The sequence below is a fragment of the Kineosporia rhizophila genome, assembly GCF_021277265.1.
GTDB classification, from domain to species: domain Bacteria; phylum Actinomycetota; class Actinomycetes; order Actinomycetales; family Kineosporiaceae; genus Kineosporia; species Kineosporia rhizophila.
This window is the reverse complement of the sequence record NZ_JAJSOH010000001.1, coordinates 225,104-251,468: the sequence shown is the minus strand read 5'-3', so window position 1 is coordinate 251,468 and position 26,365 is coordinate 225,104. Positions and strand designations below refer to the sequence as shown.

Genomic DNA, 26,365 nt, shown 5'->3' with positions numbered 1-26,365 from the left:
CGGCTCACTTGGTGAGGGACTCCAGGCTCTTGGCGTCGGTGGCCTTCAGAAGTTCCTGACGCTGGTCGGAGCACTCCTTCTTGGTGGTGCTGTCCAGGTCGGAGGCCTTCACGCTCTCGTCGGCCGAGCTCGCACCCTCCAGGATCGGGGTCAGCAGGTCGCCGGCCGCCTGGCTCACCGCCTCCTTGTCGGCCACCTCGTCGGCCGTCATCATGAACCCGCGCACGGCCTCACAGGTCACGGCGCCGAGCTGGGCGGAACCGCCTTGTTCGGCAGCCAGTTTCAGCTGCTCCTGCATGTCGCTGGCCAGCTCTTCGTTGCTCTTGAGGGTCGCTGAGGACGACGGTGAGGGCTGGGTCTCGTCGGTGGCGGCCGAACTGGTCTCGGTGGCCTGACTGGTGGCCGGGGCTGCCTCCGGCTCCGCTTCCGCCTCGTCACCGCAACCGGTCAGCAGCAGCGCCGCCATCGGGATCGCTACCGCCGCCTGCAGGACGGAGCGCTTGGACCGCACCCGAAACATCACGTCATTCCTCCGCAAGAGTTGTCCGCCGGATCGCGGGCAGTCAGGTGCCCGTTTGATACCTAAATAGGCATCGCTGGTGGCGGCAACTCGAGATTGCAATGCGTGACCGACGACTGGGTCGATCGCGCGGACGGCTGTCGTAAGTCTTCCGACTGAGCGGGCATTCGAACAGCGCGCCGAGGCGGTGGTTGCATAAAGCAACGGAAGGCCCGGCCTGGGACACGAAGAGCGGGTGCGGCCGAATTCGCCGCACCCGCTCGCCAGCAACTCACATTTCCGATCCGCCGCAGCCGAGGTGAAGCATGCGGCGCGTTGACGACCTTGCGATCGATCTCAGCACATCACCACCCTTCATCAGAAAACCTGCTGACCGCTTCGAAAATCACGGGGGAGAGCGCTCCTTGGGGAGTGGCGTTCTTCGCTCGGGGTCATCGGCGTGGATTGGAAGAGCGGCCTCCCGGTGATCGAAACAGCGGCCTGCACCACAGAACAATGTGGTCGGACACGGAGAGTTGAACTGCGGCGGAACAACTTTCAGAGCAGCCACGATCTCGTCGAACTCGGCGCGCAGCAGTTCCTCGTCTTCGTAGACCAGGTGCACGAACGCGTCGCCGACGGTCGCGGTGCCCGAAGGTGGGCCGCCGGCCCGGCCCTCGGCCGAGGAGTCCAAGGCCGGTTCAGGCGCTGATGGCCTGGCGGTCGGACGCCGTGTTGATGGCGATCTTGCGTGGCTTGGCCTTCTCGGCGACCGGCACCTGCAGCCGCAGCACGCCGGCCTCGTAATGTGCTGTCATCTGCTCGGTGTCGAGGTTGTCGCCCAGGATCACCTGGCGACTGAACACGCCCCGAGGACGCTCGGAGACCAGGTGCTGGCCCTGGACCTCCGTCATCGGACGCTCGGCCCGCACGGTCAGTGCGTTGCGCTCGAGGTCCAGGTCGATCGATGCGGGGTCGATCCCCGGCAGATCGAACTCCAGGTAGAAGTTGTCCCCCTCACGCCAGGCGTCCATCGGCATGACCGCAGGTCGTGCGGTCGTGCCGAAGAACTGCTCGGTGAGACGATCCAGCTCACGGAAAGGATCGGTGCGGACAAGCATGGCGAACCACCTCCGTCTACAGAAACCCTGACACTGTGTCTGCACGGTCATCCCGGGCCGCTCAGCGGGGCCGGTGCCTCGCGGGCGGCACTATTGATATAGCAAGACCGGGGTCCGCGTGCAAGCTTTTCGGTCCCCCGAACGGGTCCAGAGATGCACTGCCGCAGCGTCTCCCGGGCTTCGGGCGTGCTTGGGGCCTGGACGGAGCCACCGGCCGCTGCGCCTTCACTCAGTAGAGTGTGCCGGGCACCATCTGTGGTGCGTGACCCCCGGGTGGCGTAACGATTGAGATCGGATCGGCCCGATAGGTGCGCAGGCGCGCTATAACTCCCTTTGGGGCCGGAGATGCATGAGTGCGCTCCGGGGATTGGGGAGGACATTGTCCGGCGCTCTCGGTACACATTTCGGCACCCGGCGTATCAAGCGGTACGTGAATGCCTACGAAGAGTCGATCCAGCACCGGTTCTTCGCGATTCGTGAGGCCACACCGCCCAGCCACATCAACCAGGCCCTGGTCCGGATGCACGTGACCGCCGACCAGGTCAGTCTCCGGGCCGCAGGCCGGCTGGCCCCGCCCGCGCACCTGGAGGCCGCCAACCTGGGCCTGTTCCTCCTGGCCAGGCAGTGGGGCACCGGCTACCTCCCGGTGCGCGCCACGGTCCACGACCAGCTCTGGCGCCGCAGCTTCCTCCTGACCTACTCCGAGGCGCTGGAATGGTTCACCGCGGCCCGTAACCGCGGCGAACTGGACGAACCCATGACGGAGCTGCAGTGGCGGGCGATCAGCCATGCGATCGCGGCCAGCGAGGCAGCCGCCCTCCCGCTCTCCTACGACAAGGAGTTCGCGCTGCCCCGGGTTGCGCGTCTGAAGGCTGAGGCCATCGAACGGGTCACCCAGCAGCACAGTGCGGCTACGGCGACCAGCATCGAGCGCAGGGTCCCGCACCAGCAGATCGTCGTCGCGAACGACCGCCGTATGCACATGGCCTGACCAGGTCCGGCTTCGCTTCCGCCGGAGCGGGCACCACTTACTCGAACCTGCGCTGCAGGTGGAGAAGAGGGAAGGGGCGCCCTTGGCCGTCGGTCTCCGACCGGGCAACCACCGAGAAACCCCGGGCAGCGTAGAAGGCGAGAGCCGAGGGATTCTGCTCGTTGACGTCTACCCGCACGAGATCACGACCGGTCGTGGCCGACGCCAGCAGCTTCGTTCCTACGCCTCGTCCCTGAGCGGACGTGTCCACGAACAGCGCATCGATGAAGTCGCCGTCGACAGCGACGAAGCCGACGACGAAAGACGTTTCCGTATCTGCAGCGACACGGAGGTCAGGGAACTGCGGTAGGTACGTCTCCACATCAAGCGCTAATGCGTCGATGTCCGCGGGGGTAAGGAAATGATGGGTGGCTTCGACGGCCCGGCGCCAGATGGCCAGCAGGGTGCTGTGGTCTGCGGTCTCGGCAGGACGGATCGAGATCATGGGCAGATCGTATGCGGCTGCACGTCGAGGATTACGTGGCCGATCTCAGGGTTCGTAGTCGTCGTGCACCACGACCCGCGACAACTCGATCCCCTCCGGCGAGCGCCAGTAGTGCAACCGCCGGGCCGAAGGGCTGTTGTTCTGCAGCGAGACCCGCCAGCAGACCGCCCCGTCCTCGCGCTGCACCGGTGCATCGTTCCCGCCCAGCCCTCGGCGTAGCCGGTGCAGGTCTCGGGAGGTCATGGTCTCGGCCCGGCCGGTGAGTACCTCGACCAGGACGTCTAGCACCTTGCTGCGCGAAACCCCTTCCAGAGCGTCCAGCGACGGTAGGAACTCGGGGCCCAGGCTGTAGTCCAGAAGCGGTCTTTCGGCCTTCTCCGAGGCGTGGACCCGGTGCACCCAGTGCTCGTACAGATCGTGGCGGAACTGGGCCTCGGGGTCGAGGAAGAGGAAGTCGCCGGAGCGCTGGGAGCGCTTGGCGTCCCGGAGCTCGCGTCGTAGCCGGGTGAGATCTTTGTCCTTCTCCTTCAACGTCATTCGCTGCTGCGACGCATCCGATTCCTGCACCCGGATCTGGTGCTGGGCATCGGTCAGGCGCGCGGTGAGGTCGGTCAGGCTCTGGTTCAGCGTGCTGAGCGAGGAGCGGGCGGCGTCGAGCTGGGTTCTCAGCTGCTGCAGTTCGTCGGTGCTGTCTCTGCGGAAAACGCCGGGAAACAGGTCGGCGGGAGTTGGGACGCGGCGGGCCGGGGTGGGAGCCCTGGTCTCGGGCGGGGTTTCGGGAGGGCGTGGAATGCCGTAAAGCTCGGCCGGGGTGGGGATGCGGGCCGGTGGTGGTGCGCTGGGAACAGGGTCGGAGCGCACCGCCGGCGTTTCGCGTGGTGGTGCGGCAGGACCCGGAGGGGTGAGCCAGGGCGGCCCGCCCGGAAGGAACGGCAGCGCCGAAATACGTTGCTGAGCCTGCTCGCTGAGCGACTCGAAGGCCACCAGTTTCAGCGTCACGCCGTCTCGGCCGGGCCCGACGCGCACGGCCACCGTCTCGTTCTCGGTGAGAAGGTCGCGCAGGTCACCGACGGCGTCGGCGATCACGTCCTTCACCGACACCGTCACCGGTGCCCCCGGACAGGGCAGCAGAACGGCCCGGTCGGCCTCGACCCGTTCGACCCGGGCCCAGATGTACTGGCCCTCGCTCAGCTGCTCCAGCTGGGCCCTCGGGTCGGGCAGCCGGCCACGGACGTCCAGTACCCGGCTCTCGGTGTCGAGCACGCCCTTCACCTGCATGCCGACCGAGAAGAGCTGGTTCGAGTCCACCCCGGGCACGAGCGTGGACACCCGGATCATCGCGATCCACCCGTCGCTCGCGTTGACCATCACCTGGGAGGCGGTCGGGAAGCCCACCACCTCGCCGGTGACCTCCTTGGCGTGTCCGGTGGGTGGAGGAGCACCGATCAGGCCGCAGGCGGCGGCCGCGTCCAGAGCGCTCTCGATCAGTGCGGTGGTGGCGTGCTCGGCCTCCTCGTCGGAGTAGGCCAGGTGCAGTCGCGACAGGAAGGGGTTGTGCACCCAGGCGATGTCGGGCGGGTACACCCGTCCCGCGCCCCCGTAGACGCTGGTGCCGTCGGGCATCTGGGAGGTGAAGGCCCAGCCGGTGGCGGCGTTGGCCAGCAGGTACACGTCGGCCAGGTCGGCCAGTTCGTCGGCGATCCGGTCGGGCTTGATCCAGGGCTCGGCGCGGCCGGTGGGCACGGTGACCACCACGGCCGGGCGGGTGCGCTGACCGGAGTTCAGCTGCGCCGCCAGCTCCCGGACGGCGCTGTCCTGCGTCAGCTGATGCACGGGGGCCATGGCGAGCCAATCGGCAGAAGCGGGCAGGGCCTGAACGGATGGACGGGACCGGTGCGGGTCGGGCAATCGTCCCTTCAATGCCTAGCATGTGCGAAGTCCAGAAAAGGGGAGAGTGTCCAATGTCAGGGGATTCGGTCCCTGCCTTCTGCGCCGACCTGGGGGAACTGCGGCGCCGGTCCTCGCGCAGCGCGGCCGCCCTGGCGGCGCAGTTGTCGGTCAGCCGGGGGCACTTCTACTCGATCCTCAAAGGCGAGATCCGGCGTCCCCCGGATTTCTCCGGCTTCGTGGAGCCGTTCGTCCGGGCCTGCGGGGGTACCGACGAAGAGGTGGCGCAGTGGCGGAAGCGGCACGCTGAGCTGGAGCGCTCCTACGAGGAGCAGCGCCGTCAGCAACGGGCCGCGGTGGGGTCCGAAGGGCAGAACAAAGGACGGGGTACAGCCTCCGAGGGCAGCGGCGGCGAGAGCGGTGGGTCGCCTGGGGGCGACGCCGGCGCGGGGGCACCGCAGTACGAGTACGTGCGGCCGCGCAACCTCTGGGCGCTCCTGGCCGGGGCGGGGGTGATGGTCATGGTGCTGTCGGTGATCACGGCCGTGGTCACGACGCAGCTGTCCGACGACGAGGACGAACCGAAGGTCGCGTCCCCGGCCCCGAGCACCTCCACCACCGCAGCCGTCACGGGAGCGGAGCTGTGCCCGCTACCGGCACCGGCCGAGGGGAAGAACGTGCTGGACGCACTGCCCGACGTGCAGCAGACCGGGAATCCGCTGCACCGGCTCTGGTGGTCCAGCAACGAGGCGTGGCTGCAGTTCGGGCACCTGGCCGAGCACGGCTTCGATGCGCAGGTGCAGGGCGGCCGACGCGAACCCTGGGAGCTGATCGTGGTGCGCAGCTGTGTACCGCTGACCGGCGGGGCCAAGTACCGGCTCACGTTCCAGGCCCAGGCCGACCACCCGGCGCACATGAGGGTGCGGGTGCAGGAGAACCCGCCGACCAACCTGGAGTCGTTCGAGCGCGACCTCGAGATCGGGGCCGGCGGCAAGACCTACAGCTACACGTTCACCGCCGCCCGCACCTATCCGGCGGGCGAGCTGACGTTCCAGGTCGGGGACAACACCGAGGACTTCGAGCTGACCATCAGCGACGTGGCGATCGCCCAGATCCCCGGCTGATCGCCCGCCCACCTGGGCTGTCAGGTGTCCGGTCCGGCCGTCCGTCGACGGCACAAGTGTCTGGTGTGGTCCGGAAAAGCTGCTCCTGACACCCCGGCTGCAGTCTTCTGATCAGGTCATCTCCGCCCTGTCATCAGGAGAACCCGTGTCCGACTCCGCAACCCCGCCCGTCCCCGACGCCGGCACCCCCGAGGTGCCCGACGACGTCCAGCAGGCCGCCCGGGACCACAACCTCGGCCCGCTGACCGACGTCCGTAAGCTCACTCGTCCCATGGTGGTCGCCGCCGGCTACCTGGCCGCGGCAGTGGGGGCGGGCCTGCTCTTCCTGCTCCTGTCCTGGATCGCGACGTCTACGGACGACTTCCTCCCCCGGAGCCTGGGCAAGCTGCTGGCGCTCGGCGCGCTCTGCCTGCTGGTGTTCGGCATCGGGTTCCTGATCGCCGCACTGGTCGCCCTGCTGCGCGGTGAGCGGTCGTTCTACCTGTGGGACGGCGGCTTCGTGTACCGGCACAACAGCAGGGTGCGGGCCTACACCTGGGAGGACATCGCGCAGGTGACGGTGCAACGGATCGAGGCCGGCGAGAACGCCGGGCAGATCTACCGGTACCAGGTGGTGCCCGGCAGCGGACAGCCGATCAACGTGCCGGTCGAGCTCACCGACGGCCATGACCCGTTCAACGAGAGCCTCGCCGAAGCCGCTCGCGCCGCCGGAAGGCCGGTCGTCTGATGCGCACCACCCTGCTCGGCCTCCTCGCCATCGTCAGCGTGCTGCTCGGCATCGCCGGGGTGGTCCTGCTGTTCTTCCCCTACGAGTTCAGCTTCTACGGCCCGATCCTGATCGGGATCGCCGTGGTCGGGTTCACCCTCGCCATCTTCGGCGAAGACCTGAACGACGCGATCCCGGCCGTGGTCTGCGTGGTGGGTCTGGCCCTGGTGGTGGCCAGCCTGGGCGCCCTGGCCATGCGGACCGTCACCGCCGACTCCTACCGGTACCACTACGGGGACAAGGTCACCGTGGCAGGAGCGTGCCCGCCGGAGGAACAGCCGGAACGCATCGTCATCCGCCGCCGAGGTGGCGGCGGGCAGGCCACCGAGACCTGCCCGGCCTCGTGGACTCTGGCCGGCCGCCAGATCGAGGGCGAGGTCAAGCTTCCTTACCAGCAGCTGTCCGGGTTCGGGGATCAGAAGTTCAGCATCGTCGCCTACGCCATCGGCGACAAGGCCAGCAGCGATCAGCTGGACGACCTGGACCCGGAGTACGGGGTGATGCGGTACGCCGGGATCCCCCTGCGGACCGCGGGCGGCGGAGCGCTGGTGGTTGTTCTCGGGCTGTCGATGGGGATGGTCCTGGGCCGGCTGCGCACTCGTCGGCAGCTGAGGGCCCTTCAGGTCTGAATCAACGGAGCCCGGCCGCCACCTGACCGAGCTCGGGCAGGAAGGCCGCGACGGGCGGGGCGATCGTCCGCCCCGCCCGCACGGCCGCGAACACCTGGCGAACGGCCTCGTCCTGACGATGCAGCCGCAACAGTGCGATGTCGCCCGGTGTGCCCCGCACTGCCAGCGAGGGCACCAGTGCCACCCCGAGACCCGCTGCCACGCAACCCCATTTGGCATTCCAGCCGGTCACCACGATGTCGGCCCGCGGTGGCGAGTCCGCCGGGAGCCGGGCCTGCAGGAAACTCTGGTCGTCGGTGCGGGAGCCGACCACGAAGACCTCGCCGGTGAACTCGGCCAGCCGTACGGTGCGGCGCCGGGCCAGCCGGTGGTTGCGGGGCACGGCCAGCATCATCGGCTCGTCGAGCAGGTGATGCAGCTGGTACCGGGGTTCGTGCAGGTTGTGGCCCTCGGCGGTGCTGACCACCACCACATCGGCCTCGCCCGCGTCCAGGCGCCGGAGCAGCTCCGGGGTGCGGCCTTCAGTCAGAGTCGTTGTGACCTGCGGGTGCTGAGAACGGAATCGAGCCAGGGCCTGCGGCACCAGGGTCGAGATGGCGGTGGCGAAGGCCCCGACCCGCAGGCGACCCCGCCGAAGCTGGTCCAGGTCTTCCAGCTCGAGGCCGGCTGCGTCCAGCCGCTCCAGCACGGCCTGGGCGTGCGGCAGCAGAGCCTGGCCGGCCTCGGTCAGCGCAACTCCGCGGGGGAGCCGATCCAGCAGAGCGCGCCCCAGAGTCGTCTCCAGTACGCCGATCTGACGCGATACCGCGGACTGGGTGTATCCCAGCCGAGCGGCGGCCCGGGAGATGGAACCGGTCTCGGCCACCGCGCGGAACGTCTTCAACAACTGCGTGTCCACGTCGGCAACCATATGCGGAGCCCGCATGGGAAGCATGCCTGATCATTGATTGTGGCATGCCATTAGGCCGCCTACGTTCGTCGGTATGAGCGTCTCCCTGGACAACCCCGCCTCCGTACCAGCACCTTTCGGCGACCGCTTCGCCCATGTCGCCCGCATCCCCACCGGCTCCGGTGCCCTGCTCGTGCTCTCCGGGCAGGTTGCTGTGGACGAGACCGGGCAGGTGCTGAGCCCGGGCAATGTGGGCGCCCAGACCACGGCCATCTTCGAGATGGTGCGGGACCTGCTCACCGCCCACGGCGCCACTCTGGCCGACGTAGCCCACCTACGAACCTTCATGCGGGATCTCAGCCGGCTGCCGGAGTACGGCCAGGCCCGCAACCAGTTCTTCCCCGGACCGCTGCGCCCGGCCAGCACCACCGTGGAGGTCAGCGGACTGTTCCTGCCCGGTGTGGAACTCGAGGTCGAGGTGCTGGCCGCGGTCTGAGAACGCCCGCCGAGGATCAGGCCGGCGAACCAGCGGCCACCGGGCGCAGTGCCGATCGTCGCCCCACCGCCCAGATCCCCAGGATCACCGCGGTGATCCCCGCCCCGGTGAGGCACACGGCGTCCCAGCCACCGACGTCGTAAAGCACCGAAGCCGCCGCCGAACCCAGCGCACCGCCGATGAAGTTCGAGGTGACGAAAGCCGTGTTGGCGCGTGAGCGCAGCTCGTCGGGAACGGCCTGGAACAGCCGGGTCTGGCTGAGGATCATCACGGCCTGCACGGCAACGTCGAGCAGGGCGACGGCGGCGATCACCGCGGCCACCGAAGTGCGGCCGGCCAGGGCGATGCCGAACGAGACCAGCAGCAGCACGACCGCGATCCCGGTGGCGGGCAGCGAGAGGCCGCGGTCGTGCAGCGAACCGGCATTGCGGGCCGCGGCCGCGCCGGCGAGCCCGACCAGCCCGAACAGACCGATCGTGGTGACCGAGTAGCCGTACGGCTCGGCGCTGAGCAGGAAGGTCAGGGCCGTCCAGAACATCGTGAAGGTGGCGAAGGTGAGCAGGCCCAGGGCGAGGGTCCAGCGCACGATCCGTTCGGTGCGCACCAGCCGGAACACGGAGGCGATCAGGCTGGGGTAGCGCAGCCGGGTCTTACGGCCGGTGGCGGGGATGTTCCGGTACAGGGTGACGGCCAGCAGCACGGTGAGCACGACCGCGCAGCCGTAGACCGCGCGCCAGCCGACCCGGTCGGCGATCAGGCCGCTGAGCGTGCGCGAGAGCAGGATGCCGGTCAGCAGGCCCGAGACCACGGTGCCCACCACTCGTCCTCGGTTGCCCGGATCGGCGAGATCCCCGGCCAGGGGCGCGAGGATCTGCCCGGAGACCGTGGTGGCGCCCAGCAGGGTGATCGCGACCAGAAGTGCGCCCATCGACGGCGCGAGCGCGCAGGCCGCCAGCGCGACGGCGCCGAGAGTCATCACGATGGGCAGCAGATAGCGCCTCTCCCGGACGTCGCCGAGGGGGACCACGAGCAGGATCCCGGCTGCGTAGCCGATCTGGGTGGCGGTCACGAGCCAGCCCGCGGTGTGGGGGGACGCGTTCAGGTCGGAGGCGATCAGGTCGAGCAGGGGCTGGGCCAGGTAGAGATTGGCGACGGCGGCTCCTCCGGCGACGGCGAAGAGCAGCGTCAGCCGGCGGGTCATGACGGGGGCCTCGACGGCTGCGTTCACGGGCACGCCCTCACCGTAGGCAGCCGGGCCGCAGAGAGGGAGGCCCTGTCAGTACCGGTCCCTCACCTGCCGGTTCACAGCAAACCCGTGGGTAGGGACATTCGCCCACCGTTAACCGGGAGACCCACTGGTGTTCTCTGCGGTCGGACTCACTCCAACCACCATCGGCGGGTGTCCCTCACCATGAACCGCCGCACCCTCCTGCGCGCGGCCCTCGTCTCCACCGCCGGAATCGCCGCAGGCCCCACCCTGCTGTCCGGAACCGCGAACGCCAGAACGCTCAACGCCGAGAGCCTGGCCACGACCAAGGCCGCCGTCGAGGCCTTCGTCGACTCCTACAAGACCAACGTCACCGGCAACGTCACCGTCGAGACCAACGCGGCGGTGCGGGCCCTGTCCGGCATGCAGAGCCTGTGGCGCACCGGCAGCACCTGGAACACCGGCACCGTGCTCTCGTCGTCGGTGCTGCGCGCCAACATGCAGTACATGGCCAAGGTGAGCCGCACCCGCACCCTGGCCGAGGAAGAGCGCGCGTTCATCGCCGACCGCCAGCACCAGAGCTACGCCACGATCGTCGGCCTCGGCCCGCTGGCCCCGCTCTACCGCGAGGCGGCCCGCGCGGTCACCGGTATCACCGAGGCTCCCAAGGGCACGCCGGCCACCAAGATCGAGGACGCTCTCCCCGCCGATGCGCCGGCCGGTTCGGCTCTGGGTGCGGGAGCTGCGGACTCGGAACTCGGACAGGTCGTGGCGCTGGTCGGACGTCTGCGGGGTAACTACTCCTCGGGCAACCCGAGCAAGGCCGCCTACCTGTACCCGCGGCCGTGGCGGATGAACCTGAAGAACGAGGTGGTCGACACCGGGAAGACCGACGAACTCGGCTACCCGGTCTACGACTCGCCGGTGACGGTGATCCCGCAGCTCCTGCGCCAGCGCAGCACCGCCCCGGCGGACGACGGCGGCTACCCCAGCGGCCACACCAACGCCTTCTACCTGGCCTCGCTGGCCTACGCCTACGCCGTGCCCGAGCGTTTCCAGGAACTGGTCACCTCGTCCATCGACCTGGCCCACACCCGCGTGGTCTCCGGCATGCACTCGCCGCTGGACGTGATGGGCGGCCGGATCCTGGCCACCGCGCTGGCCGCGGCGATCCTCAACGACCCGGACAACGCCCCGCTCAAGGCTGCGGCCCGCGAGCAGGCCCGCGCGTTCTTCACCAGCAAGGTGGGTGAGGACGTGATCGGCTACGCGCACAGCGCCGACCGTAAGAACGACGCCTACGCCGACCGCAAGGCGAACCGTCGCCTGATCGAGGACAAGCTCACCTACGACCTGCCGGCCAAGCGCTCGTCGGCGGCCATGGTGGTGCCGAAGGGCGCGGAGGTGCTGCTGGAGACGCGCCAGCCGTACCTGAGCGCCGAACAGCGCCGCGAGGTGCTGCGCACCACCGCTCTGGAGGCCGGGCACCCGCTGCTCGACGGCCCGGAGAACTGGGGGCGGCTGGACCTTTTCGTGGCGACGGACGGTTACGGCGCGTTCGACGGCGACGTCAAGGTGACCATGGACGCGTCCGCTGGTGGGTTCTCCAAGAGCGACATCTGGCGTAACGACATCAGCGGCCGGGGTGGCCTGACCAAGGCCGGTACCGGATCGCTGACGCTGACCGGTGAGAACTCCTACCGGGGTGGCACCACGGTCGCCGGGGGCACTCTCGTGGTGGCGGCCAAGCGCGCGCTGGGTAACGGTGACGTCGTGGTTGACGGCGCCACACTGGAGTTCGCCGAAGACGCGCGCCTGTCCGGCGAATACCGCCAGAACGGCGGCGTTCTCAAGGCCCACGGCAAGGTCAAGGTCGCGATCGACGACGACCTGGTGCTGAGCGGCGACACCGTGCTGCAGGTGGAGGGCAAGTCCGGTGACTCCGTGGTGATCCGGGCCGCCCGCGTCAAGGGCAAGTTCGGCGACGTACAGGTGCCGCAGGGCCTGCGGGCCGACATCGGTTATGTCCGCGACGGCATCACGGTGAAGCTGCGCAAGGCCTGATCCGGGAGTTCGGCGGGCGCGCGGCCACCTGGTGGCCGCGCGCCTCGTACGTGGCATGTGTAACGTCTGCGACGGTAGATCGAGCTGATCACCAAGGGGGCCGGGGGCCTGGCCCCGACCGGCCCGGGCGCCGAGCCGTCGATCACCCCGAACGGACGCTATGTGGCGTTCCAGTCCACCGCCACCAACCTGCCTCCGCGATTGCGTCCGTCGCCGACCTGGCCAGTGGCCGACGCCCCCGGTTAGCGTTCTTGGATGGGACCCGGGGAACCTCGCATCGAGAACTGGCGCAGGACGTCCTTGGACGACTTCGCCGCCACGCTGACCGGCCGACGGGTGGTGGCCGTCGACGGCCGGGGCGGCAGCGGCAAGACCTCGCTGGCCGAGCGGCTGGCCGCGCGCACCGGGGCCGTCGTGGTGCACTCCGACGACGTGGCCTGGAACCACGCCCGCTTCGACTGGGGCGACCTGATGCGGGACGGCGTGCTGGAGCCGTTCCGGGCCGGCCGCGGCGTGCACTACCAGCCGCTGGGCTGGGCTCCGCACGGCCGTGAGGGGCACCTCGACGTCCCGGCCGACGCGCCCATGCTGATCATCGAGGGCATCGGCGTCTCCCGGCGCTCGCTGGCCCCCTACCTCGACTTCGTCGTCTGGGTGCAGTCGGACCCGGACGAGGCCCGGCGCCGCGGTCTGGCCCGGGACATGCTCCAGCGCAGCGATCTCGACGAGGAGACCGCCGCCCGGGAGTGGGAGGAGTGGGAGGTCGAGGAGATCCCCTTCCTGGCCGACGACCAGCCCTGGGAACGGGCCGACGCGATCGTGGGCACGCTGTCGGCGGTCGCCCACGATCCGGAGACCGAGGTGCTCGTCGCGGTCGGCCGACGGTAGGGATCAGACAACCAGTGGACGCTCGACCGTCAGGTCACCGTTCTCGATCAGCCGGCGCACCGCCTCCAGCACCGCCTCCAGTGACGTGTACGACGGTTCGTACCCCAGTAGCCGGCGGGCCTTCTCGATCGAGCAGCAGTGACTGCGCACGAGGTGCTCCCAGCTGGCCTCGCCGTGCTCATGGGACATGCCCTCGCGGAACCGGTCCCAGTCGACCGGCTCCAGGTACAGCGGCTGCCCGAACCAGCCGGCCGCGGCCTCGGCGAAACCCCGCACCGTCAGCGCGGTCGGTGCCACCACGTTGAAGTCCTCGCCGGCGGCCGCCTCGCGGCGGGCCACCGCCAGTTCGAACGCCTGGGCCACGTCGTCGGCGTGCACGTGATGCATCATCTCGTTGCCCAGGCCGGGCACGCGGAGCCGCGAACCGCTGGAAAGGGTCTGCCAGACCCCGGGGTCGAGGTTGCCCAGCGGGCCGATCGGCATCCAGCCGGGGCCGACGATGTGGCCGGGGTGCAGCGACGTCGTGACCAGGCCGCCCGCCGCGGTCTCGGCCTGCAGCAGACGAGCGATCTGGTCCTTCTGGATCCCGTACTCCCCCAACGGCGGGGTGCCGGATCCCTCGGCGATCGGCGCCAGGTGGCTGGGACCGTAACGCCAGATCGATCCGCAGTGCAGCAGGTGCCCGACCTCGCCGCGCAGGCGCTCGACCAGGGCGGTCGCCGAGGCGACGGTGAAGCAGATCAGATCGATGACGACGTCGGGCCCGAGTCCGGCGACCCGGTCGCCGAACGTGCCGGCCGCGTCCTCCTGCTCCCGGTCCGCAGCGACCTGCTGTACCGACGTCCACTCGGAAGCCTCGGTGTAGGCCGAGCGGGTGCCGCGGCTGATGCTGACCACCTCGTGACCGGCCCGCACGAGCCGGGGGACGAGGTAGGTGCCGATGTGGCCGCTCCCGCCGATGACCACGATGCGCATGTCTCTCCCGATCCGCCGGAGGTCCTTGGCGGCTCACGTTATCGGGGCGGGGGCGATGAGTTCTGCCGGCCGGCCCGGTCTTCACTGCGTATCCGACGCTTCACCCACCTGGAGACCGCTGTGACCGCACGCATGTTGTTCGTGAACATCCCCGTGGCCGACCTCGGGGCCAGCAAGGCCTTCTTCGCCCAGTTGGGCTTCACCTTCGACCCGAACTTCACCGACGACACGGCGGCCTGCATGAAGGTCAGCGACCAGGCCAGTTTCATGCTGCTCACCCGGGAGAAGTTCGCCACCTTCGCGAAGCGGCCGCTGGCCGACCCGGCCACCCACACCCAGGCCCTGTTCTGCTTCAGCGTGTCCTCCCGCGAAGAGGTCGACTCGGTCTCCCAGGCCGCGCTGGCCGCCGGCGGGGTCGAGGCCGACGGCCTGGAGGACTACGGGTTCATGTGCTCGCGCAGCTTCTTCGACCTGGACGGTCACGGCTGGCAGATCATGTGGATGGACCCGGCGGCGGCCGAGAGGGGCCCCGAAGAGTTCGTCGCAGCTCAGCAGCAGGAAGCCACGGCCTGAAGCGCCCGTCCGGGCCGGCGCCGGCTCCGTGGTCACAAGGGGGTCAGGGAAGATCGGTGCCGGTCAGCCCGGCCGAGAGCGTCCACAGCCGTTCGGCCGCCACCGGGTCGATCGCGTAGGCGTTCACACCCCGGTCGAGGCCTTCCTGGGTGCCCAGATCAGCGATGTGCGCCACGTCGACGTCCTCGCAGTACACCCCGCCCATGCCGGCGAGCTGCGCCGACGTGGCCGCCCAGACGCTGGTGGCCGCACCCTCCTCCGGGGTCTTCCAGGGGTAGATGTCGTTGCCCTCGGCGTCGATCCACCCCAGGCCGACCATCTCCCCGTCGGGCAGATGCCGCTGCAACGGCGTCTTGATGCCCCCGGGGAACACCGAGAACGCCCGCACGCCATGGGGTTCGCCGAGCTTGTCCAGGTGCCGGGCGAAAAGCACGTTGGCCGTCTTGGCCTGCCCGTAGGCCTGCCACTTCTCGTAGGAGTTGTGGAACTGCAGGTCGTCCCACTGGATGTCGGAACCCTTGTGCCCCCACGAACTCAGGCTCACCACCCGGGCCCCTGCGGCCTGCACCAGGGCCGGCCACACCTGGGTGGTCAGGACGAAGTGACCGAGGTGGTTGGTGGCGAACTGCGCCTCCCAGCCCGGCCCCACCCGGGTCAGCGGGATCGCCATCACCGCGGCGTTGTTGATCAGGATGTCCAGGGCCCGGCCACTGGCCAGGAACGACTGTGCAAAGGCCCGCACGCTGCCCAGGTCGGCCAGATCCAGCTCAGCGATCTCGACGTTCTTCACATCGGCCAACTGTTCGGCCGCCGCATCAGGGCGACGCGCCGGCACGACCACTGTGGCGCCCGCCCCGGCGAGCGCGCGCGTGGTGGTGATGCCGATCCCCGAATACCCACCCGTCACGATCGCGACCCGACCGGTGAGATCAACCCCGGCAAGGACGTCCTCAGTGGTGGTGTGGTGACCGAAACCCGACCCGATCGGGCGCTGATAAGAAACCATGCCTCGACCGTACGAACGCCCCCGGTGCTGTTCCAGGCAGTGTCACAACCACCCACGCGCTCCCACGATCTCGACATCGAGTTGCGTGAACGCGGCCAGCGCGGGCACCAGCTCCGCGGCCAGCGTCAGCTTCGGCGCATCGATCGAGGCGTCGGGCAGAAAGTGCACAGTCGTGCCCGTGCCGCTCTGCGGCGGGGCGGGCCGCAGGCCGGTCACCGGGATCCCGTGCTCGTAGCGCTGAGTCCAGGACCCCTCGAGCCGCCGATTGGTGTGCACCAGCCACGAACTCAGCGCCGCCACCACCGACATGCCCCGCCGCGGATGTCCGTCGGGCAACTGCTCGGCATCGGGAAGGTCGAAGAAGCGCAGGTCTTTCGTGGCCATCACCGGCTTCTTCACCGGCTCGCCCTGCTCGTCGCGCCGCGTGTCGGTACCTCGCCCGTCATCACTCACCGACACCGAGCCGTCCCGATGCAGGGCCACCGTGCAATGCCCCACCTGCGAAGCGCTTTCAGCCTCGTCTGCCGCGTAGGCCAGAACTTCCAACACCAGATGAAGGACGCCGGTGGGCGCGTATGCGGTCGGGTCGCCTCGGATGGTGGCCAGGTGCTTTGCGTCTACCGTGCGGGCCCAGTCGTGGGTGGTGTTCTGCCACGGCGTTGGTGAAGAACTCATCAAAGCGCCTCGGGCCAGGGGGTCTCGGCGGTCAGCTCTCGCAGGACCGCCTGGATGGCAGGGCTGGCGTTGGCACTGCGGCGCCAGGCGGCGAAGACCTCGCGTTTGGGGGCTCGCTTCAGGGGGAGTGAGACCAGGTCCTCGCGTAGTGGGGGGCGGGCCAGGCGGGGGATCAGGGCGATCACGTCGCCCGAGGCCACCAACGACAGCTGTGTGCTGAAATCGTCGATCAGGTGGCGTACGTCGGGGTCTTCTCCGGACGAGGCGAAGAGGCGGCGGAACCATTGGTGGCACACGCTTCCCGGGGGTGAGGTGACCCAGGCGTGACCGGCCAGGTCGGAGACGGCCAGGGGGCGGTCGAGGGATGCGAGGGGATGGGAGCGGTGGAGGACGACGTCGCCGACGTCTGTGTGGATGCGCCGCTGGATCATGGCGGGGGAGAGGGCGACGGGCAGGCCGTCGGCGTCGTGGGTGAGGGCCAGATCGGCGGTGCCGGCCTCGACGCTACGCAGCGCCTGTTCGGGGTCTTCCTCGGAGATGTGCAGCCGTAGCTCGGGAGCGTGGGCGGCGAGCGCGGGGACGACGGGGGCGAGGAGGCCGCGGACGCCGGTGGAGAAGGCGACGACGCGCAGGGTGCCGCTGGGAGCCCCGTCGGCCACGGAACGGGCCGCCTCGGCGCACTGCTCCAGGGCCTGGAACACTGAGGGAGCGGTGTCGACGATGGCCTGACCGGCTGGGGTGAGCACCACGCCGCGACCGGCCGGGGCCAGCACGGGCACGCCGACCTCGCGTTCCAGCCGTTTGATCTGCTGAGACACTGCCGAGGCGGTGAAGCCCAGCTCCTCGGCGGCCCGGGCCAGGGTGCCCAGGGTGGCCACGGAACGCAGCGCACGCAGGGCGGTCACATCGATCATGAAGCCAGGCTACGCAATACCGCCAAGAATCCATCGCTGGACCGCAGGCTTCCGGCCCGTCAGGATGAACCTATGACCGACACGCGTGTGCCCGCTGACCTGCTCTTCGGCTCCAACGTGGTGGCCATGGTGAGCCCGATGAAGCCGGACGGCTCCATCGACGAGGCCGCCGTGACCAGCCTGGTCGCGCACCTGCTGAGCACCGGCTGCGACGGCATCGTGGTCAACGGCACCACCGGCGAGTCGGCCACCGTCTCCGGCGAGGAGGGCCTGCAGCTGATCCGGCAGGTCAAGGCCCAGGTGCAGGGGCAGGCCCGGGTGATCGCCGGGGTCGGCACCTACGACACCAGGGCCACGATCGCCCGCGCCCAGGCGGCCGAGGAGGCCGGCGCCGACGCCCTGCTGCTGGTCACGCCCTACTACAACCGCCCCACCCAGGCCGGGGTGGTGGCGCACACCCGGGCCGTGGCCGACTCCACCGGTCTGCCGATCATGCTCTACGACGTGCCGGCCCGGACCGGCCTGGCGCTCAGCCCGGCCACCATCGTCGAGCTGGCCGCCCACCCGCGGATCCAGGCGATCAAGGACGCGAAGGGCGACATCTTCGAGGCCCTGACCGTGATGGCCCGCACCGGGCTGGCCTACTACAGCGGCATCGACGAGCTGAACCTGCCCTACCTGGCCAGCGGCGCGGTGGGCGTGGTCAGCGTGGTGGGCAACGTGGTCGCCGACCGCAACGCCGAGCTGATCAAGGCGGTGCGCGAGCACGACCTGGAGCGGGCCCAGGAGGTGGCCAAGGCGCTGATCCCGCTGACCGACGCGATCATGCGCACCTCCTCCGGCGCGATCATGGCCAAGGCCGCGCTCGCCGAGATCGGGGTGGTCCCCAGCGCCGCGGTGCGCCTGCCGCTGCTCGAATCGCCCGACGAGGACCTGCGCAAGCTGCGCGCGGCCCTGCTGACGATCGCCACGCCGGTCGCCTGATCGGCGCGCGGGGACGAGTTCGGACAGGACCTAGGCTGGTCCGGTGCCCCGCCCGGATCAAGGAGTCACCGTGTCCGACCAGGACCAAGCCCTCAGCAGCCCGTCCGCCTGGCAGTGGCGCTGGCCCGGTCTGGCGGTCGGCGGGATCGAGATGATCGAGGGCACCCTGATCTTCCCGATCGAGGAGGCCGGGCTGAAGCAGGCCTGGGGCGAGGACGACCTGGAGGCGGCCCGGCGTACCTACCCCGACCAGCCGGTCGTGCTCACGCCGGACGGGCTGCTCATCCTGATCGGGCCGCACGCCGAGGCGATGTCGGCCGCCATGCAGAACCCCGAGGCACTCTGAGCCGGCCGGCCGTCTGAACGCTTTGCCTCCGCCCCGACTACTAGTGGGTGTGAAGAGCCGCAGAGCATCGGACGCCGAGCTGATCGGCCGGTCGCTGACCGGCGAGGCCGAGGCCTTCGTGGAGATGGTGCTTCGGCACGAGTCCGCGATCGGGGCCTTTCTGGTGCGGCGGGTGGGCCGGGACACGGCCGAGGACCTGCTGGGTGAGGTCTGGGTGGCCGCTTTCGCCGCCCGTAAGACCTACGACCAGCAGTACCCGGACGCGCGCCCCTGGCTCTACACCGTCGCGTTGAACCAGGTCCGGCATCACTGGCGCTCGCAGCCGCCCGAGGATCTGGTGCCGGACCTGAACGAGCAGGGCGGTGCGTGGGACCCGTGGCCGATGGTGCAGATGCGGGTGGATGCCCAGGCTGTGTTCCGGGATGCCCTGGCGGGGCTGCGGTCCGACGAGCGTGAGGTGCTGACCCTGGTCGCCGGGGAGGACCTGACGGCCGCCGATGCCGCCCGGGTGCTGGGCATTCCGGCCGGAACGGCCCGGCGTCTGCTGCACCAGGCCCGCGAGACACTGCGCGGCACCCCCGAGGTCGCGGCTCTCCTGACCGAACTGAACAGCGTGAGAGGGAGCAGGTAATGGTGGACGAGATGGACCTGGCGAAGAAGTCGTTGCAGGTGTCGCCGCTGCGGCCGGAGGCGCACGAGCGGGCCCGCGCCGACCTGCGGGCGGCCCTGGAGGAAGCCTCCGGCCGGGGCAAGGTGGCCTTCCTCAAGCCGCGTCGGCGGCGCACCCCGTGGATCGGCGCCGGGATCGGTGCGCTGGCGGCCGGTGCGGCCGTGGTGTTCGCGGTCAGTTCGATGTCGCAGCCCGCTACGCCGAATGCCCCGGTGGCCCAGGGGCCGGTGGTCGAGTCCGAGTTGATCTCCCTGGCCACCCGCCTGACCGCCGCCGGCGAGACCGGGTCGGGAGACGCGTCCCTGGTTGTTCGCACCCAGACCATCGACGGTCAGGATCCCACGGTCAGCTACAACCTCTACACCGACGACGGCCGCTACTTCGGCGCCGCGGACGAGGCGTCGCTGCGCCAGGCGATGGGTGAGGGCTCGGACGAGGGCTTCTCGCGGATCGTCGCGAACAGTGTCGAGGCAGCGCGGTTCGCGGTGGACGGCGACCTCGAGGAGGCCCGCCGCCGGATGGTCGACGCGGCGCCCAACAGCCTGGGCCTGGGCCTGGACGAGGCCGCGCGGCAGAAGATCTGGGACGAGACGCTGGCCGAGAACGCCGACGTCTACGAGGCCAAGGGCTACCAGCCGCCGAAGAACCCGCCCACCGGCAAGAAGCTCGAGCAGTTGGTCGGCTCCCACCTGTGGAACCAGGGGCTCGACGCCCTGAACGGCGGCAGCGGCAGCCCCGAGGTGCGGGCCGGCGTGCTGCGGCTGTACGCGTCCGTGCCCGAGGTCAAGGTCGAGAAGACCACCACCGAGGGGCAGGCCACCCTGACCCTCACCGCCGGTGCGGCGCTGTCCGGGGGCGGCGCACCGCAGGTGCTGACCGTCGACGCCGAGTCGGGCACTCCGATCTCGCTGGTCAGCGCGGCCGACGCGGACGTGCCGGGTTCGCAGAGCACCTACCAGGTCTCCCGCGTCTCGGTGTCCGACTTCACGGCCTGAACGGGTGGGGGCGCCTGACTGCAGGCGCCCCCACCTCAGCGTGCGGCGAAGGCCAGGAAGGGTTCGAGCGCGCCCACACCCTCGATCGGCCCCTCGAGAACGACCTTCGAGGAGGCGCTTTCGATGATGTCGCGGCAGCGCAGGGTGAAGCTCGGCCCGGGGGCCAGGTACTGGGCGAAGTCGGGTGTGGCGGCGGCGAAGACGATGCGGGACAGGCCGGCCCAGACCATGCCGGTGGCGCACATCGGGCAGGGCTCGCCGCTGGCGATCATGATGCCGCCGGGGATCTGCTCGGCCGGGCCCAGGCGACGGGCGTTCACCACGGCCTCCAGCTCGGCGTGGGCGCGCACGTCGCCGGTGGAGGGCACGGCGTTCATTCCCTCGGCGATCATCTCGCCCTCGGCCGAGAGCAGGACGGCGCCGAAGGGGTGGTCGCCGCGCTCGACGGCCAGGTGGGCCAGTTCGATGGAGCGGCGGATGTGGACCTCGTGGTCGAGGGCCTCGCTCATGCGGACAGCTCCAGTTCGGTACCGACTCCCAGGGCCCGGGCCCGTTCGACCAGCAGGTCGGCCACCGCCAGATCCTGCAGACCCAGCCCCACCGAGTTGAACAACGTGACCTCCTGCGCGTCCGAGCGGCCCGGCGCGAGGCCGGCTGTCACCACGCCGAGCTCGACCGACACATCGGCCTGCACCACGGCGCCCTCGGCCAGAGCCAACACCACTTCTCCGGACTTGGCCAGAGCGGTTGCCAGCGAGTCGACCACCACCCGGGAACGTCGCAGCCCCTCCCCGTCGATCTCCCGATGATCCGGCCGCGGAGGCGCACCCACGGCATTCACGTGCAGGCCGGGGCCGAACCAGGCGCCCAGCACCAAGGGATCGCGTGACGGCGTGAGGGTGCAGACGACATCGCTGCCGCGTACCACTTCCTCCACCGTCTGAACGCTTTTCACGGTGATCCCGAGGTCGGCGACGGCCTGGCGATAGCGTTCCAGCGTGGCTGGGGTACGCGACCAGACCAGAACGGTTTCCAGGTCCAGCACCTCGTTCAGCGCGCGGGTGTGCTGGACCGCCAGGCCGCCCGCACCCACCAGTCCCAGAGTGCGACTTTCCGGGCGAGCCAGGAAGGCCGTGGCCAGGGCACTCGCGGCGGCCGTGCGCACCGCCGTCACCAATCGTCCGTCGATCAACGCCTGGCACTCACCGGTCTCGGCCGAGGTGACCAGGATCGTAGAGCGTTGCACGGCGAGGCCGCGCCCGGCGTTGGCCGGGATGTCGGCCAGCAGTTTCACCGCTGCGGTGGTGGGGGTGGCGGCGACCATGGGCACCAGCGAGGCGCCGTTCATGGTCATCGCCGGTGGGGCAGGCACCACGGCCCGGCCGAGGGCCAGTTCGGTGTGGGCCTGCTGAAGAGCCGAACGGACGTCGGAGTGCGGGTTTTCGCCGAGGAGTCGGCTGACGTCGGAGTGGGTCAGGATCAGCAAGGGGACGTCCTCACGGGAGTCGGGGTGGGGAGGTCAGGCTCGGGCGAAGGGCACGGTCAGGCCCGAAGGGGCGCGGCTGGCGCCGGCCAGGCCGCTGACCGCGATGATTGCGACCAGGTAGGGGAGCATCGTGAGCAGGGCGGGCGGTACGTCCACACCGAGGGCCGGCAGCGCGTACTGCAGGGCCTGAACCACGCCGAAGACCACTGCCGCCAGAGCAGTTCCGACCGGTCGCCAGCGCCCGGCGATGACCGCGACCACGGCCAGGTAGCCGATACCTGCGGTCATGTTGTCACTGAACGCCCGCACCTCGGACAGGGCCAGCTGGGCTCCGGCCAGGCCGGCCAGGGCGGAGGTGAGCAGGATGCACAGAGTGCGCAGCCGGAGCACGGGCAGGCCGGTGCGGTCGGCCGCCACCGCGTCCTCGCCGACCGCATCGATGCGCAGGCCGGGCCCGGTGCGGGGCGAGAGCGTCAGGGCCACCCCGCCGGCCAGCAGGAGGCACAGGTAGCCGAGCGGGGTCAGGTCGAACAGGGCCGGGCCGATCACCGGGATCGCGCTCAGTCCGGGCAGATTCAGATCGTCGAAGGCGGGAACGGTGTCGGTGGAGTCCAGCCACAGCCGTGCCCCGAACGTGGTGGCGGCCAGGGCGAGGGCGTTGAGGGCGATGCCGACCACGATCTGGTCGGCCCGGCAGCGCACCGACAGGATCGCCTGGGCCAGACCGGTCAGCAGCCCCCCGAGCACCCCGCAGGCGGCGCCCAGCCAGGGTGATCCGGTGGCCACCGCCCCCGCCACCGAGGTGAAGGCGCCGGTCAGCATCATGCCTTCCAAGCTCAGATTGAGGACGCCGGCCCGCTCGCTCACGAGCTCGCCGACCGCGGCCACGAGCAGGGGGAGGGCGAAACCAATGCCGCTGACCAGGATCTGGGTGAGGATGCTCATCGTCCGGCTCCCGTCAGTTCGGCCGCCCGGTCGGAGGCCGGGCCGGCTCCGTCGCGGGTGCGGGCGAGCCGGCGCCGGGTGGCCCAGCCGGCCGTGGCCGCGATGAAGAGGATGATCAGGCTCTCGACGATCGACACGGTGGTGGCCGGCACCCCGGCCACCAGTTGCAGGTTGATCCCGCCGGAGACCAGGAAGGCCAGCAGCAGGCCGACCGCCACCAGGCCGAGCATGGAACCGCGGGCCAGCAGGCCGACCACGAGCCCGGAGAAGCCGTAGCCGGAGGTGAAACCCTCGGCCAGGATGAACGGCGCTGTGGCCACCAGCAGGCCTCCGGCCAGCCCGGCGAAACCCCCGGCGCCGGACAGGGTCAGGAATCGGGTGCGCGCCACCGGGATGCCCAGGCGGGCGGCGGCCTCGGGGGCGTGGCCGAGCGCGCTGAGCCGGATGCCGGAGGCGGTGTGGCGCAGCAGGACTCCGACCGCGATCACGGCGATGAGAGCGATGACGACGGCGATCGTGGCGGGTGAGCCGGTCAGGCCGAGCAGAGGCAGGCGGGCGCCGTCGATCAGAGCGGACGACTGGGGCAGGGTTTCGGAGGACGTCACCGGCTGCCGCAGCAGAAAGGGTTCGTGCACCATCAGCGTCACCAGGGCGATGCCGACGAAGTTCAGCAGCAGCGTGGTGATGATCTCGCTGGTGCCCAGCCAGGCGCGTAGTGCGGCGGCGATGGCGGCCCAGCCGAAGCCGGCGGCTGCGGCGCCGGCCAGGACCAGGGGCAGAGCCAGGGCGGCCGGGGTGCCGGTGGGGAGGGTGGTGCCGATGGCGGCCGCGGCGATGCCTCCGGCGCAGATCTGGCCCTCGCCGCCGACATTGACCAGCCCGGCCCGGTAGGCCAGGACGAAACCGGCCGCCACCAGGAGCAGCACGGCTGCGGTGTTGACGGACTTGCCGATCGCGTAGGGGGTTCCGAACATGCCCTCGGCCAGGGCGGAGACGGCGGTGGCAGGCGAGGCTCCGGCGACCGCGCACAGAACGAGCCCGATCACCGCGGCCGCGGCGGTCGAGGCCAGGGCCGTGAAGGCCGGGTGGTAGGTGAGTCTCATGCCGTCGTTCCCGTCATCAGGGCGCCGATCTCGGCCTCGGCCGAGGGGGTTCCTGCCTCGACCGGTCCGAGCAGGCGACCCCGGTAGCTGACCAGCACCTGGTCGCACAGGGTGAGAAGCTCGTCGACCTCGCTGGAGACGACCAGCACGGCCACGCCGCGGCCCGCGGCCTCGCGCAGCCGCTCAAGCACGGCCGCCACCGCGCCCACGTCGAGACCCCGGGTGGGCTGCGCGGCGACCAGAACCTGCAACCCCTCGATCGACAGCTCCCGGGCCAGCACGACCTTCTGCTGATTGCCGCCGGAAAGGGACTTCATCGGCGTGCGGGGTCCCGGCACCCGTACGTCGTAGGTCTCGATCAGTTGTGCGGCAGCGGCTTCCAGCGTCTTTCGGTCGAGCAGCCCGTACCTGCGGAAGTCTCCCAGGCGGGACAGGAACAGGTTCTCGGCCACGGAAAGGTCCGCGACCATGCCCTCGTGGTGCCGGTCTTCCGGAACCACACCCAGACCGTGAGCCGTGCGCAGCGCCGGAGGCGCGTCGGTCAGGTCGAGGGTCTTCAATTTCACCGAACCCGACGTGGGCCGCAACGCTCCCGAGAGCACCCGCACGAGTTCGCTCTGGCCGTTGCCCTCGACCCCGGCGATTCCGGTGATCCGGCCCGGCAACAGATCCAGCTGCACGCCGTCCACCAGTTTCGACCCGTCGGCGGCGGTGACCGAAAGGTCCCGCACCGAAAGCACCGGCTCGGCTGCGGTCCGGGTGACCGATCGGCGGGTGACCCCGGCCCCGGCCGCTGCGGCCGCAACGCTCGAGACGTCTTCGGGTTTCTGACCCAGCATCAGCGAAAGCAATTCTGCCACCGCAACTTCACTCAGACGTCCCCCGCCGGCGACGGTTCCGTGGCGCAGTACCGTCGCCTCGTCCGCGACCCGGGAGACCTCGCCCAGCTTGTGCGTCACCAGCACCACGCCGCGGCCGGACGCGGCGATCGCCTGACAGACTCCGATCAGCGCGTCGATCTCGGCCCCGTCGAGCACTCCGGTGGGCTCGTCGAGCAGGATCAGGTCCGGATCGGTCAGCAGCGCCTTGACGATCTCGGCCTTCTGCCGCCCGCCCACCGGCAGGTCGGCCACCCGGGCGTTCAGGGCGACGGACAGGCCGAACTCGTCGCGGATGCGCTCCAGACGGGGGCCCAGCCGGGCCGAGCGCCGGCCGAAGAACCGGCCCGAGGCCAGCAGCAGGTTCTCCTGCACGGTCAGGGTCGGGATGAGCGAGAAGTGCTGGTGCACCATCGCCACACCGCTGCTCAGGGCGTCGGCCGGGGACGAGGGGCGGTAGGGCCGGTCCTTGAGGGTCATCGAGCCGGACGAGGGCCGCACGCCGCCGTTGACCAGGTTGCACAGCGTGGACTTGCCGGCCCCGTTCTCGCCGAGCACGCAGTGCACCGTGCCGGCGCGGACCTGGAGGTCGACGCCGTGCAGGGCCTCGACCGGGCCGTAACGCTTACCGAGGTCGCTGAGCCGGAGCAGGGTGGTCATCAGTAGGGCTCGACCGCGCCGGAGGCCAGCTGCGTCTTCGCCTTCTCCAGCGTGGCCCGGATCTCGGCGTCCTCGTCGCAGAGCACGAAGTCGGTGGCGTCCTTGTCCGAGGTCAGGCCGAACGGCACCTGCTCGGCCTTCCAGGTGCCGTCCTGGACGGCGGCGACCGCGTACTCGATCTCCTTGCCGATGTCGGTCTGCACGTAGCCGACGTAGGACTCGTCGTCGCAGCTGCCCGGGATCGGGCCGCCGATCATCCGGGCGCTGCTCTCGGCCGCGGCCTGCTGGATGCCCTGCTTGCCGAGGTTCACGATCTGCCCGAGCACGTCGGCCCCGGCGCCGTAGTTCGCGGCGGCCGCCTGCTTGGCCTTGGCGGGATCGTTGAAATCGCCCACGTACTGCGGCGGAAGTACCTTCACGGCGGGATCGGCGAACTGCGCGCCGTTGCTGAAGGCGTTCGCCGCATTGACGATCGCGGGCAGTTCCACCCCGCCGACGAAGCCGATGGTGCCCTTGGCCGAGGCCATCGCCGACACGGCGCCGGTGAGGAACTCGGCCTCGGCCTGCTGCGGGTCGTAGTAGGCGAGGTTGGCCAGGGGCTCGGCATCGGCCGGGCCGCCGATCTCGACGAACTCGACCTCGGGGAACTGCGGCGCGACCTTGCGCACGTCGGCGTCGGTCTGCCCGCCCAGCGAGATCACCAGGTCGTTCTGCGACGCGAAGCGGACCAGGGCCTGTTCGTAGTCGGCGGCCTCGACCTGTTCCACGTAGCTGAGCTCGACCTCACCGGCCTTCTTCAGGCGTTCGTAGCCGAGGTAGCCGGACTGCATGAACCCGGTGTCGGAGATCGAGCCGGGGAAGAACACGCCGACCTTGAGGGCGTCGTCGCCGGCCGCCGGGGAGGCCTCGGGGCTGTCCGAGCCGCAGGCGCTGAGCAGCACGGATGCCCCGACGAGGGTGGCGGCCAGAAGGCTGTGGGGCGGGAACGAGCGGGAGGCCATGGCAGTGAGCCCTTCGTTGTCTGCGTTCACCAATTAGCGGTATACCACTAAGCAACGAGGGTGGTGAGGGGCTGTGACGGCCACGTTTCGGCGGGGTAAAGGTCGGGAA

29 protein-coding genes are annotated in these 26,365 nt (G+C 70.1%); 12 read left to right on the top strand and 17 right to left on the bottom strand.

All coding sequences use genetic code 11. The features are described from left to right. Positions 1–4: 4 nt before the first annotated feature. From LWF15_RS01105 to LWF15_RS01095, 3 genes are all read right to left on the bottom strand, one after another. Positions 5–520, bottom strand: coding sequence for a hypothetical protein (locus LWF15_RS01105; RefSeq protein ID WP_232808416.1), 516 nt, complete (start codon positions 518–520; stop codon positions 5–7). Between the two features lie 385 nt (positions 521–905). After that, complete coding sequence (locus LWF15_RS01100; RefSeq protein WP_232808415.1) at positions 906–1,193, bottom strand: hypothetical protein; 288 nt, start codon at positions 1,191–1,193, stop codon at positions 906–908. Positions 1,194–1,200: 7 nt separating this feature from the next. Beyond that, a complete protein-coding gene (locus LWF15_RS01095; protein WP_232808414.1) occupies positions 1,201–1,620 on the bottom strand; it encodes an Hsp20/alpha crystallin family protein in 420 nt (139 codons plus the stop codon). A gap of 430 nt (positions 1,621–2,050) precedes the next feature. Between LWF15_RS01095 and LWF15_RS01090 the strand changes: the two genes are divergently transcribed. Next, positions 2,051–2,611, top strand: coding sequence for a hypothetical protein (locus tag LWF15_RS01090; RefSeq protein ID WP_232808413.1), 561 nt, complete (start codon positions 2,051–2,053; stop codon positions 2,609–2,611). 37 nt (positions 2,612–2,648) lie between these two features. Here LWF15_RS01090 and LWF15_RS01085 read toward each other — a convergent pair whose 3' ends face one another. Next, on the bottom strand, positions 2,649–3,095 hold the full coding sequence (locus tag LWF15_RS01085; protein WP_232808412.1) for an acetyltransferase: 447 nt from the start codon (positions 3,093–3,095) through the stop codon (positions 2,649–2,651). A gap of 45 nt (positions 3,096–3,140) precedes the next feature. After that, positions 3,141–4,928: an atrophin-1 family protein gene (locus LWF15_RS01080; protein ID WP_232808411.1), complete on the bottom strand. Its 1,788-nt coding sequence runs from the start codon at positions 4,926–4,928 to the stop codon at positions 3,141–3,143. Positions 4,929–5,056: 128 nt separating this feature from the next. Between LWF15_RS01080 and LWF15_RS01075 the strand changes: the two genes are divergently transcribed. From LWF15_RS01075 to LWF15_RS01065, 3 genes are all read left to right on the top strand, one after another. Next, positions 5,057–6,106 carry a helix-turn-helix domain-containing protein gene (locus LWF15_RS01075; protein WP_232808410.1) on the top strand — a complete coding sequence of 350 codons (1,050 nt, stop codon included), beginning with the start codon at positions 5,057–5,059 and terminating at the stop codon, positions 6,104–6,106. A 145-nt stretch (positions 6,107–6,251) separates the two neighbouring features. Then, complete coding sequence (locus LWF15_RS01070) at positions 6,252–6,833, top strand: DUF6585 family protein (protein ID WP_232808409.1); 582 nt, start codon at positions 6,252–6,254, stop codon at positions 6,831–6,833. Continuing rightward, on the top strand, positions 6,833–7,501 hold the full coding sequence (locus LWF15_RS01065) for a hypothetical protein (RefSeq protein WP_232808408.1): 669 nt from the start codon (positions 6,833–6,835) through the stop codon (positions 7,499–7,501). The genes LWF15_RS01070 and LWF15_RS01065 overlap by 1 nt, the downstream gene beginning before the upstream one ends. A gap of 1 nt (position 7,502) precedes the next feature. Here the strand turns inward: LWF15_RS01065 and LWF15_RS01060 are convergent, their stop codons facing one another. Further along, entirely contained in the window at positions 7,503–8,399 is an 897-nt protein-coding gene (locus LWF15_RS01060; protein ID WP_232808407.1) for a LysR family transcriptional regulator, read from the bottom strand. 85 nt (positions 8,400–8,484) lie between these two features. Here LWF15_RS01060 and LWF15_RS01055 point away from each other — a divergent pair, with 85 nt between their 5' ends. Next, the gene (locus LWF15_RS01055) at positions 8,485–8,886 is read left to right on the top strand and encodes a RidA family protein (RefSeq protein WP_232808406.1); all 402 of its coding nucleotides are present in this window, start codon (positions 8,485–8,487) and stop codon (positions 8,884–8,886) included. 16 nt (positions 8,887–8,902) lie between these two features. On the opposite strand, the gene LWF15_RS01050 is transcribed toward LWF15_RS01055, so the two are convergent. Then, complete coding sequence (locus LWF15_RS01050) at positions 8,903–10,120, bottom strand: MFS transporter (RefSeq protein ID WP_232808405.1); 1,218 nt, start codon at positions 10,118–10,120, stop codon at positions 8,903–8,905. A 177-nt stretch (positions 10,121–10,297) separates the two neighbouring features. Between LWF15_RS01050 and LWF15_RS35840 the strand changes: the two genes are divergently transcribed. Together LWF15_RS35840 and LWF15_RS01035 are read left to right on the top strand one after the other, a co-directional pair. Further along, positions 10,298–12,157, top strand: a complete 1,860-nt coding sequence (locus LWF15_RS35840) for a phosphatase PAP2 family protein (RefSeq protein WP_408622467.1) — start codon at positions 10,298–10,300, stop codon at positions 12,155–12,157. A gap of 255 nt (positions 12,158–12,412) precedes the next feature. Next, a complete protein-coding gene (locus tag LWF15_RS01035; RefSeq protein WP_232808404.1) occupies positions 12,413–13,045 on the top strand; it encodes a uridine kinase family protein in 633 nt (210 codons plus the stop codon). Positions 13,046–13,048: 3 nt separating this feature from the next. On the opposite strand, the gene LWF15_RS01030 is transcribed toward LWF15_RS01035, so the two are convergent. Further along, positions 13,049–14,020 carry an NAD-dependent epimerase/dehydratase family protein gene (locus tag LWF15_RS01030; RefSeq protein WP_232808403.1) on the bottom strand — a complete coding sequence of 324 codons (972 nt, stop codon included), beginning with the start codon at positions 14,018–14,020 and terminating at the stop codon, positions 13,049–13,051. Between the two features lie 132 nt (positions 14,021–14,152). Here LWF15_RS01030 and LWF15_RS01025 point away from each other — a divergent pair, with 132 nt between their 5' ends. Further along, positions 14,153–14,593, top strand: a complete 441-nt coding sequence (locus LWF15_RS01025) for a VOC family protein (protein WP_408622465.1) — start codon at positions 14,153–14,155, stop codon at positions 14,591–14,593. Between the two features lie 43 nt (positions 14,594–14,636). Here the strand turns inward: LWF15_RS01025 and LWF15_RS01020 are convergent, their stop codons facing one another. From LWF15_RS01020 to LWF15_RS01010, 3 genes are all read right to left on the bottom strand, one after another. Continuing rightward, entirely contained in the window at positions 14,637–15,599 is a 963-nt protein-coding gene (locus tag LWF15_RS01020) for an SDR family NAD(P)-dependent oxidoreductase (RefSeq protein ID WP_232808401.1), read from the bottom strand. Between the two features lie 42 nt (positions 15,600–15,641). Further along, complete coding sequence (locus LWF15_RS01015; RefSeq protein WP_232808400.1) at positions 15,642–16,148, bottom strand: hypothetical protein; 507 nt, start codon at positions 16,146–16,148, stop codon at positions 15,642–15,644. A gap of 125 nt (positions 16,149–16,273) precedes the next feature. Continuing rightward, a complete protein-coding gene (locus LWF15_RS01010; protein WP_232808399.1) occupies positions 16,274–17,188 on the bottom strand; it encodes a LysR family transcriptional regulator in 915 nt (304 codons plus the stop codon). A gap of 72 nt (positions 17,189–17,260) precedes the next feature. Here LWF15_RS01010 and dapA point away from each other — a divergent pair, with 72 nt between their 5' ends. The 4 genes from dapA (at position 17,261) to LWF15_RS00990 (ending at position 20,183) form a co-directional block, all read left to right on the top strand. Continuing rightward, a complete protein-coding gene (dapA, locus tag LWF15_RS01005) occupies positions 17,261–18,172 on the top strand; it encodes a 4-hydroxy-tetrahydrodipicolinate synthase (RefSeq protein WP_232808398.1) in 912 nt (303 codons plus the stop codon). A gap of 70 nt (positions 18,173–18,242) precedes the next feature. Next, positions 18,243–18,518 carry a hypothetical protein gene (locus LWF15_RS01000; RefSeq protein WP_232808397.1) on the top strand — a complete coding sequence of 92 codons (276 nt, stop codon included), beginning with the start codon at positions 18,243–18,245 and terminating at the stop codon, positions 18,516–18,518. A gap of 49 nt (positions 18,519–18,567) precedes the next feature. Beyond that, complete coding sequence (locus tag LWF15_RS00995) at positions 18,568–19,149, top strand: RNA polymerase sigma factor (RefSeq protein ID WP_232808396.1); 582 nt, start codon at positions 18,568–18,570, stop codon at positions 19,147–19,149. Beyond that, positions 19,149–20,183, top strand: coding sequence for a hypothetical protein (locus LWF15_RS00990; protein ID WP_232808395.1), 1,035 nt, complete (start codon positions 19,149–19,151; stop codon positions 20,181–20,183). The genes LWF15_RS00995 and LWF15_RS00990 overlap by 1 nt, the downstream gene beginning before the upstream one ends. A gap of 35 nt (positions 20,184–20,218) precedes the next feature. Here the strand turns inward: LWF15_RS00990 and LWF15_RS00985 are convergent, their stop codons facing one another. From LWF15_RS00985 to LWF15_RS00960, 6 genes are read right to left on the bottom strand one after another with little or no spacing between them, the layout of a single operon-like run. Then, positions 20,219–20,692, bottom strand: a complete 474-nt coding sequence (locus LWF15_RS00985) for a nucleoside deaminase (RefSeq protein WP_232808394.1) — start codon at positions 20,690–20,692, stop codon at positions 20,219–20,221. After that, positions 20,689–21,669 carry an ornithine cyclodeaminase family protein gene (locus LWF15_RS00980; protein ID WP_232808393.1) on the bottom strand — a complete coding sequence of 327 codons (981 nt, stop codon included), beginning with the start codon at positions 21,667–21,669 and terminating at the stop codon, positions 20,689–20,691. The genes LWF15_RS00985 and LWF15_RS00980 overlap by 4 nt, the downstream gene beginning before the upstream one ends. Before the next feature lie 33 nt (positions 21,670–21,702). Further along, positions 21,703–22,614, bottom strand: a complete 912-nt coding sequence (locus LWF15_RS00975; protein WP_232808392.1) for an ABC transporter permease — start codon at positions 22,612–22,614, stop codon at positions 21,703–21,705. Next, positions 22,611–23,717 carry an ABC transporter permease gene (locus LWF15_RS00970; RefSeq protein ID WP_232808391.1) on the bottom strand — a complete coding sequence of 369 codons (1,107 nt, stop codon included), beginning with the start codon at positions 23,715–23,717 and terminating at the stop codon, positions 22,611–22,613. The genes LWF15_RS00975 and LWF15_RS00970 overlap by 4 nt, the downstream gene beginning before the upstream one ends. Further along, positions 23,714–25,255: an ABC transporter ATP-binding protein gene (locus tag LWF15_RS00965; protein WP_232808390.1), complete on the bottom strand. Its 1,542-nt coding sequence runs from the start codon at positions 25,253–25,255 to the stop codon at positions 23,714–23,716. Before LWF15_RS00965 ends, LWF15_RS00970 begins: the two co-directional genes overlap by 4 nt. Continuing rightward, complete coding sequence (locus LWF15_RS00960; protein WP_269809470.1) at positions 25,255–26,256, bottom strand: BMP family protein; 1,002 nt, start codon at positions 26,254–26,256, stop codon at positions 25,255–25,257. The genes LWF15_RS00965 and LWF15_RS00960 overlap by 1 nt, the downstream gene beginning before the upstream one ends. Positions 26,257–26,365: the final 109 nt, after the last annotated feature.

Coding starts and splice junctions, on each gene's coding strand:
- LWF15_RS01105 (WP_232808416.1), bottom strand. CDS start 520: ATGTTTCGGGTGCGGTCCAAGCGCTCCGTCCTGCAGGCGGCGGTAGCG.
- LWF15_RS01095 (WP_232808414.1), bottom strand. CDS start 1,620: ATGCTTGTCCGCACCGATCCTTTCCGTGAGCTGGATCGTCTCACCGAG.
- LWF15_RS01085 (WP_232808412.1), bottom strand. CDS start 3,095: ATGATCTCGATCCGTCCTGCCGAGACCGCAGACCACAGCACCCTGCTG.
- LWF15_RS01075 (WP_232808410.1), top strand. CDS start 5,057: ATGTCAGGGGATTCGGTCCCTGCCTTCTGCGCCGACCTGGGGGAACTG.
- LWF15_RS01065 (WP_232808408.1), top strand. CDS start 6,833: ATGCGCACCACCCTGCTCGGCCTCCTCGCCATCGTCAGCGTGCTGCTC.
- LWF15_RS01055 (WP_232808406.1), top strand. CDS start 8,485: ATGAGCGTCTCCCTGGACAACCCCGCCTCCGTACCAGCACCTTTCGGC.
- LWF15_RS35840 (WP_408622467.1), top strand. CDS start 10,298: ATGAACCGCCGCACCCTCCTGCGCGCGGCCCTCGTCTCCACCGCCGGA.
- LWF15_RS01035 (WP_232808404.1), top strand. CDS start 12,413: ATGGGACCCGGGGAACCTCGCATCGAGAACTGGCGCAGGACGTCCTTG.
- LWF15_RS01030 (WP_232808403.1), bottom strand. CDS start 14,020: ATGCGCATCGTGGTCATCGGCGGGAGCGGCCACATCGGCACCTACCTC.
- LWF15_RS01025 (WP_408622465.1), top strand. CDS start 14,153: ATGTTGTTCGTGAACATCCCCGTGGCCGACCTCGGGGCCAGCAAGGCC.
- LWF15_RS01020 (WP_232808401.1), bottom strand. CDS start 15,599: ATGGTTTCTTATCAGCGCCCGATCGGGTCGGGTTTCGGTCACCACACC.
- LWF15_RS01010 (WP_232808399.1), bottom strand. CDS start 17,188: ATGATCGATGTGACCGCCCTGCGTGCGCTGCGTTCCGTGGCCACCCTG.
- dapA (WP_232808398.1), top strand. CDS start 17,261: ATGACCGACACGCGTGTGCCCGCTGACCTGCTCTTCGGCTCCAACGTG.
- LWF15_RS00990 (WP_232808395.1), top strand. CDS start 19,149: ATGGTGGACGAGATGGACCTGGCGAAGAAGTCGTTGCAGGTGTCGCCG.
- LWF15_RS00985 (WP_232808394.1), bottom strand. CDS start 20,692: ATGAGCGAGGCCCTCGACCACGAGGTCCACATCCGCCGCTCCATCGAA.
- LWF15_RS00975 (WP_232808392.1), bottom strand. CDS start 22,614: ATGAGCATCCTCACCCAGATCCTGGTCAGCGGCATTGGTTTCGCCCTC.
- LWF15_RS00970 (WP_232808391.1), bottom strand. CDS start 23,717: ATGAGACTCACCTACCACCCGGCCTTCACGGCCCTGGCCTCGACCGCC.
- LWF15_RS00965 (WP_232808390.1), bottom strand. CDS start 25,255: ATGACCACCCTGCTCCGGCTCAGCGACCTCGGTAAGCGTTACGGCCCG.
- LWF15_RS00960 (WP_269809470.1), bottom strand. CDS start 26,256: ATGGCCTCCCGCTCGTTCCCGCCCCACAGCCTTCTGGCCGCCACCCTC.